This is a genomic window from Paenibacillus sepulcri, from assembly GCF_042647105.1.
GTDB lineage: Bacteria > Bacillota > Bacilli > Paenibacillales > Paenibacillaceae > Paenibacillus_Z > Paenibacillus_Z sepulcri.
Map to the genome: position 1 here is coordinate 4403156 of NZ_JBHRUP010000001.1, position 18746 is coordinate 4421901.

Sequence of the window (18746 nt, forward strand, 5' to 3'; positions counted from 1 at the left end):
CAGGTTGCGCTGCGCTTGGGTAGGACGCCAAAAGGGGGGCGTGCCGAGAAGCGTAAATGAGCCTAAAGACATAGGAATATACTATTCACCCCGCTCATTTTTCTGCCGATATATAGGTATATGTATTCGTTTCGCCCGTTTCATGTGTTTCTTTGAACAAACACAGCATATACTTACGAAGTCAGCGCTCCTAGTGAAAGCTTGGGTTGAGGTTTGCGAAGCCAGCTTTCACGGTAGAAGCTCTCGGGAGGTTCCAAGTCCATGTTAAGAGGTCTATACACGGCTGCAGCGGGCATGATTGCCCAGCAGCATCGCCATGATACCGTCACGAACAATATCTCGAACATAAATACCCCCGGTTATAAGCAAAATAACGCAGTCACCCGGTCATTTCCGGAAATGCTGCTGCAGCTCACAGGAACAGAAAATTCAAACGGTCCGATCGGGAAAATCAACACTGGCGTTTTTGCCGAGGAGAGCTTGCAAATTCAGCTGCAGGGCGATTTGACGCAAACCGGTCAGCCGTCTGATTTTGCCATACTGTCGGATATCGAAGTGCCGGGCATTCAGTTTGATGAATCCGGCAAATATGTAGCGCCTGATGGCCAGCTGACTTTTCAGCCTCAAGCCTTTTTCACGGTACAGGATGTGAGCGGAGAAACGCGGTATACGCGCGATGGTTCATTTAAGCTGGACGAGCAGGGATTTCTGGCTATGGCCGACGGCTCAAGAGTACTTGGAGTGGATGGAGCGCCGATTCAGCTGCCGCAGGGGATTTCGATGGACCAGCTGACGTTAGGGGATCAGGGTTTCCTGGCTCTGTCGGCAGGTTCAAAAGTGCTGGGAGCGGGTGGAGAGCCGATTGAGTTTCCCCAGGGCGTTGCGATGAATCAGATCAGGCAGGACGGGCAGGGATTTCTTGTCCGGATAGCCAATGGAACAAGAGTGATTGGAACCGATGGAGCGCCGATTCAGCTGCCGCAGGGAATCGTATTGAACCAGCTGGAGTTGAATGGACAGAATCAGCTTGTTCATGGACCCGATTCCAATGTCGGACAGCTTCTGCTGACACGGGTTGACGATCCGAATGAACTGGTGCGTGGCGGTGATGGCAAATTCGCGTTGAATGGCAATGCCGGCAATGCGCGTCCTGTGAATGCGGCTGACCGTGTGGAGGTTCGCCAAGGCTACATAGAGCGTTCGAATGTCGACTCGGCACAATCCATGGTTGATCTCATGTCAGCCATGCGGGCTTATGAGGCGAATCAGAAGGTGATTCAATTCTACGACCGCAGTTTGGACAAAGCAGTTAACGAAGTGGGCCGTGTTTAGACCTTATCGTATTGTATAAGCCCTGCAGGCATTCCAAGCAGATGGGAGCCTGTATAACAAAGGAGACGGCTCATGAACAGTTCAATGATCAATGCCATGGTATCCATGAACGGATTGCAGCAGAAGCTGGACATACTCGCCGATAATATTGCGAATGCTAATACAACCGGTTATAAGCGCAAGCAAGGCTCATTCGAGGATCTGTTAACCACCTTGAAGCAGCAGCCGGAGGCTTTCGCGCAGCCTGGCAGGCTCACGCCGCTGGGCTTCAACCAGGGATGGGGCTCGCGCCTTACAATGGTACAGCCGGATCTGTCGCAGGGCCAGCTGCAGCAAACCGATCAGCCTTACGATGTGGCGATACAAGGCGATGCATTGTTTGAGGTGATGGCCGATGACGCGGGTAATCTGGCGTATACGCGCAACGGAGCTTTTCAGCTGACATTTGACAATAATGGCATGAATATATTAACAACCAAGGAAGGGTATCCTGTTTTGGATACCAATGATCAGCGTATTGAGATACCGGCTGAAGTGAAGTCGGTTAAGTTTGATAAGGATGGCTCCGTACTGGGAGTATTGGCTGACGGAAATACATTGGCGCTTGGCCAGCTGAAGCTCGTTCAAGCAGTAAAACCGGCTCTGCTCTCGCCGGTTGCCGATAATCTATTCGCCCTTGCGGACGGATTAAACGTAGCGGATGTTCTTCGCACCGTGACGGCTGCTCCTGACAATGACATCTCTGTAAACCAGGGTTACCTGGAAGCATCCAATGTTGATTTAACCGATGAGATGACCGAACTGATTAACGTGCAGCGCGCTTATCAGTTAAGCGCTAGAGCGTTGTCCTCAAGTGATACTATGATGGGACTCGCGAACAACATGCGCGCTTAGAAATGAGTGAACTGAAATGGAAATAAAAAAACAGACGGCTATCGAAACGGAAGGTGTTTCACGGCCGGAACGAAAAAGTCTGCTCCGCGCCGCTCCGGATAACGTCAAAGCGCCGGAGGCGGAGGATGATTCGCGCAAGCAGCGTGGCCAGGAGGCTGGCGACGAGCGGCAGGTGGGCAAGAATACGCGTTCCAAAAGAAATCTTGGGCTGCGCATCCTGTTTTGGCTGCTGCGGAAAAGCATCGTACCCGCACTTTGTATCATCGCGATACTTGGCGGGATGTATATCGGCTATTCCATGCTCGGGAAGAGGCCTGGAGAAGACATATTTGTATGGGACACCTGGAAGCATATGTATGATCTAATATTTGCTGATTCATAGAGTTTGGTCCCATTTATTTCCTTCTGCTCGCCTGGAGCAGAGGGTTATTTGCATGTCTGAGAATGGTTCCCAGGTGACTGAGAAAAAGCCGATCGCGGAGCATTCCGCGATCGGCTTTTTGAGTTGTGTCAAATATAATTAATTGACGGTGACGAGAATTTTGGCCTTCTTGCCTGCAAAGCTGACGGTTATGGTCGCTTTCCCTTTGCCGGTCGCTTTGATGATGCCGTCCTTAGCGGTGGCAACCGTCACTTTGGAGGAAGCCCATTGTGCGGCTTTGGAAACGTCCGCTTCGGTCTGGTCGGCGTAAGTAGCTGTCGAGATCACCTGTACTTGCTTGCCAGGAGTGAGTGTCAGGCTGACCTCGCTCGTTTCAAAATATTTTAAGGTGTCCACATCAATCGGAACTTTGACCGTTTTACCCGCATAGGTAGCAGAGATTGATGCTTTACCGTAGCCGACTGCCATGATCTTACCGCTTTTGGCGGTGGCCACCAAATAATTGGATGTCTTCCATTCTGCGAGTGCGGTGACATCCTTGATTTTACCGTTGTTATACGTCACTGTAACGGCAATCTGCTCGAACTTGCCGGATTTGAGCGAAACGTTGAATACCGATGCTTCGATTCTGGTGATCTGGTCGACTTCAACCGCGATAGCAGCGCTCTGCCCCCCGTAGGTGGCTGTAATGGTTGCTGTTCCCTTCGCTATGGCTTTGACGAGCCCTTTCTTCACATCAGCAATCGTCGCTCTGCTGGAGCTCCATTTTGCGTCTGCAGTAACGTCTGTGACTTTTCCGGAAGCGTCGGTTGCTTCCAAAGTAATTTGCTCCGTATCGTTAAGAGCCAATGAGACCAATGTAACATTGGCTTCAAGCTCTTTGGCCAAACCAACCTTGACGGTTATTTTGGCAGTCACGCCATTATAATCGGCTGTGATTGTAGCTGTGCCTTCAGCAAGTCCGGTAATTTTGCCGGCCTCGACTTCGGCAATAGCTTCGTCCGATGTTGTCCATTTTGCTTTGGATGTTATGATTGCGGTCGAATCGTCGGAGTATACGGCTGTTAGAGTAGCTTGGTATTCACCATTAACCTCCACATTCACTTCCTTGGAGCTGGTAGTCAATTTGCTTGGTACATCAACATAAACGGTTACCTTGATCGTTTTTCCGCCGTAGGAGCCGCTAATCTGGGCGGTACCTGACTTATAGGCCGTTATCAAGCCTTTGGATGCATAGGCTACATCCTCATTATCCGAGCTCCAATCGGCTTTTTCGGTTATATCTTCGGGTTTTCCATCGGCATAGGTCGCAATCAGTGCGAGATTGCCGGTATCACCAGCACTCATTACGACTTTAACCGGGCTGACATCCAGATGATTGACGACTTCAACATCGACGTCGATGTCAACCGACTTGCCGTTGTACTTGGCCGTTATGACAGCTGAGCCCGACTTGTAACCGGTGACCAGTCCATTGCTGACATATGCGACCGTTTCGTCGCTGGAGGTCCACTCTGCGTCACTGGTGATATCTGAGTTGCGGCCATCGGCGTATTGGGCGGTTACCTTCAATTGCTGGGGTGTGCCTTTAATATGAAGGAAGATGCTGTCCTGGTCCACATTCAATGCGATTGTCTTGTCGACATCGACAGTGATGCTTGTCGTTTTTGTGCCATAGGAGGCTGTAATAACAGCTGTTCCCGCTGCATAGCCGGTAATGACGCCCTTAAGCGCATCAGCAACCTGATCGTCGCTGGAAGACCATTTGGCATCGGCCGTTACATCTTTGGTAGTGCCGTCCGGGTATGTCGCTGTAAGAACCACGGTTTCTGATCCTGTAAGCAGCAAGGACAATTTGGATTTGTTTACGGCAATGCGATTGACCAGCTCTACATTGACATCTATGGTCACCGTTTTCTTGCCGAGTGTGGCGGTTACGGTTGCGGAGCCGGAGCTGATTCCGGTCACGCTGCCGTTCAAAACGGTCGCAACCTTCTCGTTGCTGGAGGACCAATCCGCGATGCTTGCCACATCTTGAGTCGAGTTGTCGCTATACGTGGCGGTCAACTTGATCGCACCCGATTCATTTTTGCGGAGATTAAGAATTTGCGTATCTTTCGTCAAGGCTTTAACCTTCTTGGTTACGGTAACTTGAACGGATTGCACCAAGTCTCCATAAGCAGCAACTATGGTTACGGAACCTTCGGATTTGGCGGTAATGGTTCCATTATATACGGTGGCTACCGATGCCTTCTCGCCGCTCCAGTCCGCGAGGGCCGTCAGGTTCTTGGTCGTTCCGTCGGAATATACGCCAGTGGCTGTCAAGGTGGAGCTGTCGCCGACTTCCAGTGAAAGCTCATTTGCGGACAGCAATAATTTGGACAAGGTGACTTCCGCTGCCGCACCGACGACGGATGCGAGCCCGGTCATGCAGAGAACGAAGACCAGTGCGGTAACAGATAGTTTACGGATGGTTTTTTTCAAAATGTTTTTAATCCTCCTGACTCAATTAGCTTGCTTTCTGGACAGATTTCAAGTAATTACACTTAGGTGTACTATCATTTTCGGTCAGTATGGAAGGAAAGTTTAGACCAGGACAGTATCTTTTTTGTAAACGGGCGTTACGTTTTCATTTGATTTGACTTTGGCGGGGCGGATTGAAAATGGGATGGAAAGCATAAAAACCGTGGGGAAACGAGGGCAGCGGCATAGCCAAGTAGTTTTATTTTTCCTGGGCTAGAGGTATAATGGTTGAGGAACTTTGAAGCGTCATCCAGTAAAAATAAGGAGGCGTGAGCGTTTGAATCTGCCGAATATGTTGACAATGCTGCGGTTTATATTAATTCCGGTTTACGTCTTCATTTTTGCAGCAGGACATATGATTACGGCATTTTTCATCATGGTGGCCGCCGGTTTGACCGATATTCTGGATGGATATTTAGCGCGCAGGAATAATCAAGTGACGAATCTGGGTTCAATGCTGGATCCATTGGCAGATAAAACGATGATGATCACCGTCATTTTGTCGCTGCTCTTCACCGGACTTATTTCCTGGAGCGCGGGTGCGGCTATCTTCATTAGAGATTTGGGGATGATCATAGGTTCTGCTTTCTTTCATTTTCGGGGGAAAAAAACGGTACCGGCCAACTGGATGGGCAAGTTGACAACGGTGCTTTATTACGTGGCGATCATGTTTATTTTCTTTGAGCTTTCATATGCCACTGCCTATCTGTGGGCTGTTATTATTTTTTCGTTTATCACATCATTTATTTATATTTTCCTGTTTGTCGCTCTCAACAGGGAGGAGAAACTTGGCAAAGTCGAATAAATCGGCTTCAGGTCTCTTCCCGAAAACGTGGCGATGGACATTCCTTCTCTTGCCCCCATCCTTTTGATGAGGCTCGTCGTCTTACAAGAGAGAAATAAGTAAGCGCCGTCCTTTGGCGAAGGCAGGCTTTTCCCCTTGAAATATAAGCAAAGTATGATGGGAATTATACTTTGCTTATACATTAAAAAAGGAGCTTGGCCATATGACGCTTCGGTCATTAGGCCAAACCCCTTATCTCAACCTCCACGACTGCAGTTTCATGAAGGATGACATTATTGTGGCACAATTCGAACGATTTTAAACGTGAAACACGAAAGGAGTTTTTTCAGCTGCTTGATATTAGACAAATTCAGGAGATTATTCCGCACCGTCCGCCATTTCTGCTGATTGACCGCATTCTTGAAGTGGAGCCGGGAAAACGGGCTGTAGGCATCAAAAATGTAACAATGAATGAGCCGTTCTTCACCGGTCACTTTCCCCAATATCCGGTTATGCCGGGCGTACTGATCGTTGAAGCGCTCGCCCAGGTGGGGACAGTTGCTATTCTGATGGTGGAAGCCAATAAGGGGAAACTCGGGTTTTTCGCAGGCATCGATAATTTCCGTTTCCGGGGACAGGTTACGCCAGGGGATACGTTGACGCTTGAGGTTGAGATCACCCGGTTTAAAGGCATCATCGGCAAAGGACAGGCTACCGCCAAGGTCGATGGGAAAATTGTCGCAGAAGGTGAAATTATGTTTGCCCTTAAAGACCCCAACGAATAAGGAGTCAAACGGTCCATGGATTTGTCCATTCCGACTATATAATATAGAAGAGACTTTATTTTTGTGGAGAGAAGGGAATGATAGGAATGGTACAAACGGCAAAGGAACGCTACGAGGCTTGGTTGAACGATCCGGCCATCGATTCGGCGACAAAGGAAGAGCTTGCAGGCATTGCAGGCAACGACAAAGAAATCGAAGACCGCTTCTATCGTGATCTTGAATTCGGAACCGGCGGTTTGCGCGGTGTTATGGGAGCGGGCACGAATCGCCTGAATGCCTATACAGTTGGAAAAGCAACACAGGGCCTGGCAGCATGGACGCTTGCCAAGAGCAGCACTCCCTCTGTCGTTATCGCCCACGATTCACGCAACTTCTCGCCGGAATTCGCCTTGGAAGCCGCGCTTGTGCTCGCCGGAAACGGTGTGAAGGCCTATTTGTTCAAAGGATTGCGTCCAACTCCGCAGCTGTCTTTTGCCGTGAGAGCACTTGGTGCAACAAGCGGTATTGTGGTAACGGCGAGTCATAACCCGCCAGAGTATAATGGTTATAAAGCCTATGGTTCTGATGGCTGCCAGCTGGTTCCCGAGGATGCTGAGCAGGTAATCGCCGCAATCCAGCAGGTGAGCGGTTTTGATAAAGTCCTTCGCATCAGCCAGCAGGAAGCAGAGGCTAGCGGTCTGCTCATTTGGCTGGGGGATCAAGAGGATCAGGATTATGTTAATACGGTCGTTTCGCATAGTCTGAACAGCGATCTGCTTAAAAGCGGGGCGGGGGCAGAATTTTCGGTTGTCTATACGCCGCTTCACGGCGCAGGCAATATGCCGGTTCGCCATGTGCTCGCGCAAGCAGGCTTCACTAATGTTCATGTGGTTGCACAGCAGGAGCAGCCGGACGGTTATTTCAGCACAGTGAAATCGCCAAACCCGGAGGAACGTGAAGCATTCACGCTGGCCATTGAGCTGGCCCATCAGGTTGGAGCAGATATTATAGTAGGAACAGATCCGGATTGCGACCGCATGGGAGCGGTTGTCCGCAACAATGAGGGCGAGTACGTGGTATTATCCGGCAATCAGTCGGGGGCCATCATGGTTCATTATCTGCTGAGCACCCTAAAGGAGCGCGGGCAGCTGCCTGACAACGGCGTTGTCGTGAAGACGATTGTAACGAGCGAAATGGGCGCTGATATCGCCCGTCATTATGGAGCCGGCGTTGTTAATACGCTCACGGGCTTCAAATATATCGGCGAGAAAATGACCCAATACGAGAAAACCGGGGAGCATTCTTTCCTGTTCGGATATGAAGAAAGCTACGGGTATCTTGCAGGTACATATGCGCGTGATAAGGATGCAGTCATCGCATCCTTGTATATTTGCGAAGCGGCTGCCTACTATAAAAGCAAAGGCAAAACGCTGTACGATGTTCTGCTGGAATTATATGCACAATTCGGTACTTATCTGGAGCACCTGGAATCACGTACTCTGAAGGGGATCGACGGTGTTCAGCAGATCACCTCTATTATGGAAAACTGGCGTAATCATCCGCCTGTGGAAATCGCCGGAACGGCGGTCGGCAAAGTGCTGGATTATTCCCTTGGAATTGACGGTCTGCCCCGGGAAAATGTATTGAAATACATGCTGCAGGACGGTTCATGGTTCTGTCTGCGTCCTTCCGGAACAGAACCGAAAATCAAAGTATATTTTGCCGTGCGGTCAAATAACCAGAACGAAGCAACGGATGCCCTCAAACGTTTGACGCAAGCGGTCATGGCTAGAGTGGACAACAAGGCATAGGGAGTGGAAGGCGTGCAACGAAGGTGGCAGCAATGGAATCGCAAGGCGCATACGGTTTTGTGGGCGCTTGTTGTAATTGGCATTATCGCGGCTTTGCCGCTCGGCGTAACCCGCTGGCAGATGGAGAAAACCTCCAAGCAGGTTGAATATATATTCGACTATCGCGACTTGGTGCAAATCGCTTCCTATAAAGCGCGTCCGCAGTCGTTTATCCAGGAGCAGCTCGGTCGTATGAAAGATGCAGGCTTTACGACGATGGCTTTGTATGAAAGCTCCCTTCAGGAACTGCGCTGGGCTGGACGCCTTTCCCTGTATAATTCGGACCAAGCCGGAGAATTGGAAGGCAAGCCACCGGAAAGCGATGAGAACTTCACCTATGTTCTGTTTAATGGGCCGCAGGAGGTTCAGGCATACCGGGATCTCATCACAAGTACATTCAAAAGCTGGGATATCCAAGCTTCTCCATGGTCCTACGGAGGACACGAAGGGCTTGTGATTGAAACGCCGATGGAGGATGCGGTGTTAAAGCAAATGAATCCCGATCCGCTTGCTGTGCAGACGCTGCATGATGCCGGATTTCAAATTCTGCCGCGCTTGTCCGACCGGACGCCTTTTGACGCAGCGGCGGTTGAAAAACTGTTTGCCGGTTATAAAGAACTGGGTGTGACGCGTGTATTGTTTGACGGAGATGCTGTCAAAGGTTACGAGGACAATGCCGAGAAGAGCACCTTATATACCTTTGCCGAAATTCTGAACAAGTATGGCATCGGCATTACGGCAATTGAGAACTCCAAGCAGCAAAAAGGGATGAGCACCCTCGCCTATCTGACGCATTATAATGTAACCCGTTTATACTCACTTTCGGAGGGTGATGCTTATTCAATGGAGTCGGAGGCCATTGCCGACCGCTTCCATCTGGCGGCGAAGGACCGCAGCATCCGCATGTTCTATATTAATGGATCGCCGATAAGCAGTGCGAATAAATCCGCCATTACGGATCCGCTGGACAACCTGTACACAGCTTTGGCAGGTAATGACGAGGAAAAAGGGGCAATCAAGAAGCTCGGTGAGCTTGGTTTTCAACCGGGCAAAGCAGTGGCTTTCGATTATGAAACGCCATCATGGCACAAACCGCTTAAAGCTGTTGTCGTCCTTGGCGCAATCGCCTTTATTACGCTCCTGATCAGTGCGTTCATTCCGGGCGTTGCTATACCGGTATTCGTATTGGGCTTGATCGGCAGCGCAGGATTATATATCCTTTCCAAATCAGCCCTGGAGCAGGGACTGGCATTAGGAGCTGCTATCAGTGCTCCGACGCTCGCTATTATATGGGCTATCAGGCGTGTGCAGGCACATACGGTGGGCAACAGGAGGCCTGTAGGCGGAGCTTCGGAGTCCGTCGTCCAAGCGAAGGCACAGTGGCTTTTTCCTGGAATCAGAGCCGGACGCCGTCTTGCCATGGCGATTGCTTTGTTCGCCGCAACGGCCGTCATTTCTCTGGCAGGCATTCCATTTGTTACCGGTTTATTGAATAATATTACGTATTCGCTCGTTCTTGAGCAGTTCCGCGGAGTAAGTATGCTTCATCTGGCGCCAATCGGATTATCCGCCTTGTATGTATTTCTTTATACAGGCGAATCTGTAATGGGAAATTTACGCCGGCTGCTAACGATGAAAATTACGGTTCTTGGCGTTGTCGTGGCTGTCATTGTTGGCGCAGCCGGCATGTATTATTTGTCCCGGACTGGCAATGAAGGACAAACGACATCCATCGAAGTGCTGCTGCGCAATACATTGGAGTCGACCTTCGGCGTGCGGCCGCGCAACAAAGAGTTTCTGTTTGCGCATCCCTTATTTTTCCTGGGCCTGTTCCTGGCGCTTCGTTATCGCGCGGCATGGGTATTGTTTATTGTAGGAGCGGTTGGGCAGCTGTCAATGGTCGATACATTCGCCCATATTCATACACCGCTGCATATTTCCATTATCCGCGTGCTGCTTGGTCTGGTACTGGGCGCTATTATCGGATTTGTCATGATTGCGGTCTGGCAGGTTCTGGAGGGGGTCTGGAAACGATGGGTACCCCGCTCCGCGCAGGAGAAAATGAAGTTCAAACCCGGCGCATAGTTGTTTCCGGCTACTACGGCTTCCGCAACAGCGGCGATGAAGCGGTATTGAAATCGATTCTGTTTGCCCTTGAAGAAGAAGGCGCCAAGGCTGGCCTCAGGGTTGTACCGGTCGTTCTGTCGGTCGACCCGGCGTGGACCACGGCGATGTACGGCGTAGAAGCCGTACATCGCATGCGCCCCGGAGCGGTTCTGGGCGCGCTCCGCAGCAGCGACGGGCTGATCAGCGGCGGCGGCAGCCTACTGCAGGATGCGACAGGCGCGAAGACAATCCCTTATTACACCGGCGTTATGCGCCTGGCGCAGCTGCTTCGCAAGCCGGTCTTTGTTTATTCCCAGGGCATCGGACCGGTGAACCGCCGGTGGATGGACCGGTTGATCCGCGGCGTGATGCGCCGCAGCGCATACGTCAGCGTCAGGGACGCCGAATCCGCCGCTTTGCTTGGGCGGATGGGCGTGGCTGCGGACCGGATCGAGGTTGTACCCGATCCGGTTATGGGCTTGCCGCTTCCCGGCGCGGCGCATTCGCGCGCCGGGGCGGCAGCCGGCCCTGAGGCCGCTGGCGGAGCCGCGGGCCCGGGCCCTGCGCCGGCGGCGGCGGCATTGCCGCTGGTCGGCGTGTCCGTGCGCCCATGGCGCACGGACGGCGCCGACCTTGCGCGCGTGGCCGCCGCGCTGGGCGCGCTGGCCCGCAGCCGGCCGGTGCGGCTGCGGTTCCTGCCTTTTCACACGCCATCTGATGCAGAGGCATCAGAGCGGGTGATCGGGCAGCTTGGCGATCTTGCCGGCAGCGGAAGCTCCGCTGAGATCGCCGGCTCATTGGATGATCCCCAGCAGATGCTGCTGGAGGTCAGTCAGTGCGACGCACTGCTTGGCATGCGCCTGCATGCGCTCATCTACGCGGCCAACCAATCGGTGCCTATGCTGGGATTGTCCTATGATCCCAAAATTGATCAATTTCTCAACCGTATCAACCTTCAGCCGATTGGAACAACGGAGCAGCTGGATGCGGAGAAATTCGTTGCCGGAATGCTCAATCTGCTGGATGATCCCAAGGATTGGCATGCAAAGCACGACAGGGCGATTGAGCTCTTAAAACAGGAAGCGCGCAGACCCGCGAAACAAATTATTGAGCTTTTGCGTTTAATCTAATAGAGGTGACAACCATAAATGAGTCAGTCTGCCTTGGCAAGTGTGCCGACGGTTTCGCTATACGGCATCCGTTTTTCCAAGCTGAATATGCAGGATACTGTAAATTTGCTAACTGAATGTATTGAACAGCGCCAACCGACACAAGTTATAACAGGGAACCCCATTATGGTGATGACGGCATTGGAACAAAGTCATTTCCACGATGTGATGGCGGGCGCCGACCTGGTGGTCCCTGACGGCACGGGTGTTGTATGGGCAGCCTCTCATATCGGCCAGCCGGTTGCAGAGCGGGTGCCGGGCTTTGATTTGATGCATCATCTTTTTGAAGAAGGACATGTTCGCGGATGGCGTGTGTTTTTGCTGGGGACTTCTCAAGAAACCATTGAGAAGACCGCCGATATTCTTCAGCAGCAATATCCCGGGCTAACGATAGCGGGTTATCGCAACGGATTTTTCGGGCCGGATGAAGACGAAGCGGTCATTAGGCAAATCCGGGACTGCGCGCCCGATATGTTGTTTGTCGCACGGGCGGTAGATAATCAGGAGCCATGGATAGCCAAACACAAACGAGCCCTCCATGTACCGGTTATGATGGGCGTTGGAGGAAGCTTTGACGTTATTGCCGGCGTATTGAAAAGAGCGCCAAAGCTTTTTCAAAAGCTGCGTTTGGAATGGCTCTACCGGCTTTTGCAGCAGCCCTCAAGATACCGGAGGATGTTCGCTCTGCCGAAATTCGTCGTGAAAGTGATGCGAGATAAAGGAAACATTGGAAAACACCGCAAAGCTGCCTAGAAATCGCAAGTAAATCGCTATAATCGCTTGAAAATGGGAGTAGCGATTCTTTTTCATTCGGAGTATAATTCATTCCGGCGGTATTGGAAGAAACGGCTGGCGTCATGCACGACCGACTTGATAATGAAAGCTTTTGTCCCGGTACGGTACTGCTGCGAGTGACGACGATAATTGTTTCTTCGCCCCAAATGTAAGCGTGACAGAAGCTTGTATCATGCTTATGTTTTACGAAAGGGAGATGGAGATGGCTGAAGGCATTCTTTATGGAATCGGATTTGCAGTTTCACTTTGTATAGCGCTCGTGTTAACCCCGTTTGTTATTAAATTGGCTTTCAAGATCGGGGCTATAGACAAGCCTAATCATCGCAAAGTTCATACGCGTATAATGCCTCGTCTGGGCGGACTGGGTATATTTGGAGCCTTTGTAATTGCCTATTTCGTCATCAAACCATTCATTCCTGAAGGTATGCTTCGCCATTATGATTTGAATATTATCAACGCCCTTCTCGCAGGAGGCTCCATTATTGTCGTAATTGGCATGCTTGACGACCGGTTCGAGCTCTCCGCTAAAATAAAGCTTCTGGGTCAAATCGCGGCAGCGTGTGTGGTCGTATTTGGCTTTGGCGTCAAGATCGACCTGCTTAATATTCCATTCGGTGAATCGATGCAGCCTATTGCCGCATGGATCAGTATTCCCTTAACGATTTTGTGGATCGTTGGCGTCACGAATGCCATTAATCTTATCGACGGGTTGGATGGGCTGGCTGCCGGCGTATCAGGTATTGCGATCGGCACAATCCTGATTATGGCTGCTATCATGGGCTTTGCACCAGTCATTCTGTTATGTGCGCTGTTGCTGGGCGGTGTAGTTGGCTTCCTCGTCTATAATTTTCATCCCGCCAAAATCTTCATGGGCGATACGGGGTCTTTATTCCTCGGATTCGCTTTAGCCACCTTATCCATGCTGGGCTTTAAACAAGTGACAGTCGTTTCCTTTGTCACGCCGCTTCTCATTATTGGCGTGCCGCTCTCGGACACCTTCTTTGCCATTGTGCGCCGCTGGGTCAACAAGAAACCGATTTTCGCACCGGACAAAGGCCATTTGCATCATTGTCTGCGTGAGCTTGGGTTCAGCCACCGCCGGACAGTGCTGATTATCTATGCTATTGCCTCCTTCTTCGGGCTATGCGCGATTATTCAATCAACAATCGTACAGTCCGTCGCAGCCAACTGGATCACCTTTGTCGTTATTCTGATCCTGGTTTTCGTCTTGCAGATAGGCGCTGAGCTGATTGGAATCGTCGACAAATCCAGGCGACCGCTCATCAATTTCATTCAACGCCTGTTCATGCGGACGGAGCAATCGCGAACGAAATAATGCCAATTGTAATTGGCTTCCAATAAATTAGGGTTGGATAAATATAACTCCTCTTCCATCGCGAAGTGGAGTTTTTTGTTTTGTAAAGGAGCTTTTTTTATCCGAAATGTCTAAACTTTTTCCAGTTTCGCACCGATAACAACATTACAACTAATTGAAATTTGGGTGCAAAAGAGTGGAGGAGGCTTACTGTGATTAAGAAATTAGGCATGTGGGTTATGTTGCTGTCCTTAGTCATTTCACTACTGCCTATGAGCAGCGTTAAGACGGCAGAAGCAGCGACAGGGAATTTTACATTCCCGTCAGAGAGCGACCAGATCGGTTCACCGCGTATTACGACAGACGAGCGTATCACATTGCAAGGAACGATTAACAACGTAGATCCGTCGTCTATTTCTTATAACGTCTATCAAATTGTCAATCCTTCGACCGAAGAAGTTGGCAGCAAGCGGGAGAACCTGACAAGCAATGTTTCCCTTAACGGGTTCAGTATCCAGATATTCAATATTCAACTATTTCCCGGTCTGAACAAGATCACGTTCAAGGGCACACAGGGCGGAGGGGAAGTTACAAACTCGATCTTTCTTGAGTACCGTAATGGTCCGATGCTTTACGATTTAACAGCAAGTTTGGATGGTAATCAGTATCCGATTATCGAGAACGGAACAACGGTCGTTCAATCCAGCGCTTCCAAAGGCCTCAATACCGCTGATATCAGCATCACAGGTAAAGCTCCGAATGCCCAGCAAGTAACGGTAGTTGTTAATGGCAGCAGCAAAACCTATTCGGTCAATAATACGAATGACAATACATTTGCCGCTGCGCCGATCAATCTAAAAAAAGGAAAAAACCTGGTTACCTTCAAAATTGCAAATGGCACTCAGGTTATCCAGACTACGCGTGAAATCGCCTTTTATAATGGCAACGTAACCTTCTACGATGTGAATATCAATGAAGTTACTTCACCTCCCGATGCAGCCAATTCGGGAGCGCTGGAGTACAGTCCGAATCTGGTAATCGATACAGATAATAATTTGACGATAACGGGTAAAGTTATTGTTCCCAACAGCAGATATGAAGTGATGACAGGAACTCCTCCTGTTCCCGTTATGCTGCCGCACCCGAATCCAATCGCATCGCTGGGTGGCGATCCTAACGCTCTCAGTTCACTAAAAGCTAGTATTAAGCTTGCGACTGCTGCGACTTATACAGATATAACGGGGGATATATCCTCCGTGTCGGTGGTTGGTACACCACTGGAAACAGACAACTTCTTTATTTATGAGTATCAAATTGATCTCGGTGTTGCTTCGGATCTGACACTGGATCAGTTATACAATGTCAAGCTCATGGCGGATAATGAATATAATCGGCATGTTGGCTCAACTGACATCCAGCAGGGGACCGATGCCTTGTATTTCTCACTTCGTGATGGAGAAACGCCTTTTATCAGCCAAATCAATTACTTGCCCGGCTATAAGCCAACGGCCTTTGAAGGAATAGAAGGTGTTCCTCTGGAAGGTAAAAGTATTTATGGCCTTCCAATCGGGATTGAAGTGTTGATTGGCAATCCCGGTAGTGGGAGCCAGTCGTTGAATATTACGAGTATCCAGGATCTATACGGCAACAAGAAGGATGGATCATCTACTCCAAAAGCAGAGGATTATGCAGAGGAAATATCAGATACGATCATCACGAGAATGGTCGATGGTCAAAGTGTATCTTTCCGCCGTGTTGTGCTTGAATTTGCCAAGATGCCATTTGAGGGCACTCAGACGATTTCCATGAAAGTTGATACAGGAGCAGAATCTACAGCCAAATTCACACTGCTATTCGGGCCATTCGCAAGCTATAACAAAATTTACGATACAATGACTATCTACGATGATTCAACCAAAGATCTGGGGGATCGCGTAGCTGAGATTATTGGTGTAGCAGGTGTCAGTCCAGACAATTCCAAGCTGGGATTATTTCAGGGGGAATTGCAGAATATTAACAATACGGATGAAATCCGGTATGTTGCTGATGCCGCTACTGGTCCGCGGACTATTTACTTCTACATTAATAATGTTCCGTTCGCTCTAAAACCTGTCAGTGGAGTTCATGATACACATTTTATATTAGACGGCGCGCCTGCGGACGCATTTAACGCTATGTTTAGCGGTGAGAACATAATCAAATTTGTGTTTCAAGGTACGAAGAGCTACTATGAGAAAGTTGTAAAAGTAAATCTTGTTCCGACCAACTTGCCTATCATACCGGCACAAGCATCGGGAGTTTACCCGTTCACCTATGATGGCGCAGTTACAGATCCCAAACCGATCGCAAACGATCCGAAGTTTCCGAAGCAGGGTTCGATCTATACGACAACCGAGCCTTACATGAATATTTTCGGAACCTTCGATTTTATTGATCTTGGAGAAACCTACGATCCGACATCCGGTACAGGAACAGTTTCCAGTAAGATGGCCACTCTTCTGACGGTGGTTAGTGGTCATTCGCCTGCCGACGATTATATCCTGAATATCAGTGGAGCATCGCTTGCAAATGATATTCAATGGAAGCTCTCTGACCCTTTTATGGTTGTTAATGGGGATACGCCAGTAGGCATCTACCCAGCGAATGCAACCATTAATGGCGATCTGGTTGTGCAGTATAATCTGGCTAACCAGCAGTTCTCTTTTATTCTGAAGAGGCAGGAGCTTAATGCTGATGGCAGCTCGAGCGTTTATCTGTTTAATGTTTATAACAGTGGTACAACCGGTCCCAAAGCAACCTACCGCATGGAAGTTGATCCAACGACGCTTCCATACAAGGTTTTACGTCCATACCTGCCAGCTGAAGGTATCGTTAATAAAAACTTTGTTGATGTGATTATCAATGCCAGAGGCGCTGATAAAGTTACAATTAATAAAATAGCAGCTGAGAAGTTCGAATATGATTACAATAACGATGGCGTTATCACGGACGAATTGGATTATCCGAATGCATTCAAATCAACGGTTACCGGGCTCAAAGCCGGTGTGAACAAAATTAGCTTCACCATCGAGAATGCAAGCGATAAAATCACCAGCTTTATAAATGTGACATACACACCAACGAATATACCCGGTGCTGAAATTCTGGACGATATGAAAAGCTCCAACAAGGTTTTTGAAGGAGCTTTAACGCTTACTTTCCCTAAAGGTGCAGCTCTCATCCGACGTGATTTCAATGTGCCAAGCAATTTCAAGAACCAGGTTTTCTCCGGCCATAAACTGCTGTTTGCGATTGCCAATCCGGAAGATGGCGTGGTTGACCGTCGCGAGTATGACAATCCGCCAGCAGACTTTGACTTGATTATGCAGAACTTTGGGACAAGATTTAAAGTTTCCTTCCCAACTCGTTTCTCCAAATCAAGTCCTGTTTTCTGGATAGATGCCGGATTGGCGGATGACTTGACAACACCTGGCTACGACCCCCTAACAATGGGTGTGGATCCGTATCAATATCCAGGAGCCAAAGGTCCAGGCGGTACTAAAATACCAACTTATGATGACAGGCCGGATGATCGTGAGCTTGTATCATCCAAGCGCGGAAGCCTGACATTGGCATTTGATCCAAGTATTCGCGATACAACAGGAACGATCATCACGGTGTTCCGTTATGATGTGAAAAACAAGTTCTGGGTGAATCTTGGCGGTGTTGTGGATACCAAGAAAAATACCATTACCGTTCCTTTTGATCAGTTTGGATATTATGTTGTTGCCAAAATGGTATACTCATTCTCTGACATTACCAATCATCCATACGCCAGAAATTATATGGAGGCTATCTTCTCCAAAGGTGTCATGAACGCAGCAAATTTTGATGACTTTGGAGCTGACATGTATACGGCGCGCGGTGAATTTACCCGTATGATGGTAAAAGCATTGGATATTCCGCTTAACTACGAACTTAGCAAACCGCATTTCGATGATGTTGCGCCAATCATTAATCAGGATGCATTATGGGATTATAGTTATATTGAAACAGCGGCTAGAGAAGGGTTAATCCGGGGAACGCAGCCTCGTACCTTCGAACCGAATGCTAATCTAAGCCGGGCAGATGCAGCTGTATTTATAGCTCGCGCTTTGGATCTCAAGCTTGAAACGGATCCAGCGAAGATCGATAAAGCTTTGCAGAAAACATTTAAGGATTATGGCGATATCAGTTACTATGCCAAAGCGTCTGTGCTCGCTGTGGCGAATAAAGGATATATTCAGGGTTCACCGGTTGATGCAACTGATTTGAAAAAAGGTTATGTATTTGAACCGCAATCTAATCTGCTTCGCTCAGATGCATCCATTATCGTCGGAAAGCTTCTTGCTGATACGAAACGTTTACCTAAATTAACTTAATTAAAGCTAATCAAGGCTGTCTGGATTGCCAGGCAGCCTTGATTCCGTTATAAGGACCACTACAACAATGACATAATACGTATGCGGCAAACTCTCATTTAGAATGGGAAATGTTTGATATCGACGGAAACAGGGTATTCAAGCTATACTTAGCAATGTGTGAAAGCAGGGAGAGTTTCTACATAATGCGTCACCGTACGATAAGTCTAAGCAGATGCTTATGAAATTATTTTGAAAATTTTTTTCCGGTATCGCAACTTTTTAAAACCTGCTGCGTTTAATTACATGAACGAGACGCAAACACCGACAGCAAGCGGTGGAGAATACTTTGGAACATATTCACAGATTCCTCTTTACGCTAGTATTGACCCATTGTATAATGTTATAGTGGCAGAGGGACTCTACCAAAATTTTCTTGCGTTCATCAGTTTA

12 protein-coding genes are annotated in these 18746 nt (G+C 49.1%); 11 read left to right on the forward strand and 1 reads right to left on the reverse strand.

What is annotated here, in order from left to right; all coding sequences use genetic code 11:
• Positions 1 to 261: 261 nt before the first annotated feature.
• The 3 genes from ACFOLF_RS19505 to ACFOLF_RS19515 all read left to right on the forward strand — a co-directional run bounded on the left by ACFOLF_RS19505 (position 262) and on the right by ACFOLF_RS19515 (position 2608).
• Entirely contained in the window at positions 262 to 1332 is a 1071-nt protein-coding gene (locus ACFOLF_RS19505) for a flagellar hook-basal body protein (RefSeq protein WP_210039032.1), read from the forward strand.
• A 72-nt stretch (positions 1333 to 1404) separates the two neighbouring features.
• Complete coding sequence (locus tag ACFOLF_RS19510; RefSeq protein ID WP_210039031.1) at positions 1405 to 2226, forward strand: flagellar hook-basal body protein; 822 nt, start codon at positions 1405 to 1407, stop codon at positions 2224 to 2226.
• Positions 2227 to 2242: 16 nt separating this feature from the next.
• Entirely contained in the window at positions 2243 to 2608 is a 366-nt protein-coding gene (locus ACFOLF_RS19515) for a DNA-directed RNA polymerase subunit beta (protein WP_210039030.1), read from the forward strand.
• 138 nt (positions 2609 to 2746) lie between these two features.
• Here ACFOLF_RS19515 and ACFOLF_RS19520 read toward each other — a convergent pair whose 3' ends face one another.
• On the reverse strand, positions 2747 to 5092 hold the full coding sequence (locus tag ACFOLF_RS19520; protein WP_379114458.1) for an Ig-like domain-containing protein: 2346 nt from the start codon (positions 5090 to 5092) through the stop codon (positions 2747 to 2749).
• A 316-nt stretch (positions 5093 to 5408) separates the two neighbouring features.
• On the opposite strand from ACFOLF_RS19520, the gene ACFOLF_RS19525 reads away from it, so the two are divergent.
• The 8 genes from ACFOLF_RS19525 (at position 5409) to ACFOLF_RS19560 (ending at position 18314) form a co-directional block, all read left to right on the forward strand.
• Positions 5409 to 5936 (forward strand): CDP-alcohol phosphatidyltransferase family protein, encoded by a 528-nt coding sequence (locus tag ACFOLF_RS19525; RefSeq protein ID WP_210039029.1) that lies wholly within the window; start codon positions 5409 to 5411, stop codon positions 5934 to 5936.
• 329 nt (positions 5937 to 6265) lie between these two features.
• Positions 6266 to 6700: a 3-hydroxyacyl-ACP dehydratase FabZ gene (fabZ, locus tag ACFOLF_RS19530; RefSeq protein ID WP_210039279.1), complete on the forward strand. Its 435-nt coding sequence runs from the start codon at positions 6266 to 6268 to the stop codon at positions 6698 to 6700.
• A 77-nt stretch (positions 6701 to 6777) separates the two neighbouring features.
• The gene (locus ACFOLF_RS19535; RefSeq protein WP_379114461.1) at positions 6778 to 8490 is read left to right on the forward strand and encodes a phospho-sugar mutase; all 1713 of its coding nucleotides are present in this window, start codon (positions 6778 to 6780) and stop codon (positions 8488 to 8490) included.
• A 12-nt stretch (positions 8491 to 8502) separates the two neighbouring features.
• Positions 8503 to 10614: a DUF5693 family protein gene (locus tag ACFOLF_RS19540; protein WP_210039028.1), complete on the forward strand. Its 2112-nt coding sequence runs from the start codon at positions 8503 to 8505 to the stop codon at positions 10612 to 10614.
• Positions 10563 to 11765, forward strand: coding sequence for a polysaccharide pyruvyl transferase CsaB (gene csaB / locus ACFOLF_RS19545; protein ID WP_210039027.1), 1203 nt, complete (start codon positions 10563 to 10565; stop codon positions 11763 to 11765). Before ACFOLF_RS19540 ends, csaB begins: the two co-directional genes overlap by 52 nt.
• An 18-nt stretch (positions 11766 to 11783) precedes the next feature.
• Complete coding sequence (locus ACFOLF_RS19550; RefSeq protein ID WP_210039026.1) at positions 11784 to 12557, forward strand: WecB/TagA/CpsF family glycosyltransferase; 774 nt, start codon at positions 11784 to 11786, stop codon at positions 12555 to 12557.
• 244 nt (positions 12558 to 12801) lie between these two features.
• Positions 12802 to 13935 (forward strand): glycosyltransferase family 4 protein, encoded by a 1134-nt coding sequence (locus tag ACFOLF_RS19555; protein WP_210039277.1) that lies wholly within the window; start codon positions 12802 to 12804, stop codon positions 13933 to 13935.
• A gap of 191 nt (positions 13936 to 14126) precedes the next feature.
• Positions 14127 to 18314: an S-layer homology domain-containing protein gene (locus tag ACFOLF_RS19560; protein WP_210039025.1), complete on the forward strand. Its 4188-nt coding sequence runs from the start codon at positions 14127 to 14129 to the stop codon at positions 18312 to 18314.
• Positions 18315 to 18746 lie beyond the last annotated feature (432 nt).

Bases quoted from the DNA above. Each gene is read 5' to 3' on its own strand.
- ACFOLF_RS19505 (WP_210039032.1), top strand. From the start codon at position 262: ATGTTAAGAGGTCTATACACGGCTGCAGCGGGCATGATTGCCCAGCAG.
- ACFOLF_RS19510 (WP_210039031.1), top strand. From the start codon at position 1,405: ATGAACAGTTCAATGATCAATGCCATGGTATCCATGAACGGATTGCAG.
- ACFOLF_RS19515 (WP_210039030.1), top strand. From the start codon at position 2,243: ATGGAAATAAAAAAACAGACGGCTATCGAAACGGAAGGTGTTTCACGG.
- ACFOLF_RS19535 (WP_379114461.1), top strand. From the start codon at position 6,778: ATGATAGGAATGGTACAAACGGCAAAGGAACGCTACGAGGCTTGGTTG.
- csaB (WP_210039027.1), top strand. From the start codon at position 10,563: ATGGGTACCCCGCTCCGCGCAGGAGAAAATGAAGTTCAAACCCGGCGC.
- ACFOLF_RS19550 (WP_210039026.1), top strand. From the start codon at position 11,784: ATGAGTCAGTCTGCCTTGGCAAGTGTGCCGACGGTTTCGCTATACGGC.
- ACFOLF_RS19555 (WP_210039277.1), top strand. From the start codon at position 12,802: ATGGCTGAAGGCATTCTTTATGGAATCGGATTTGCAGTTTCACTTTGT.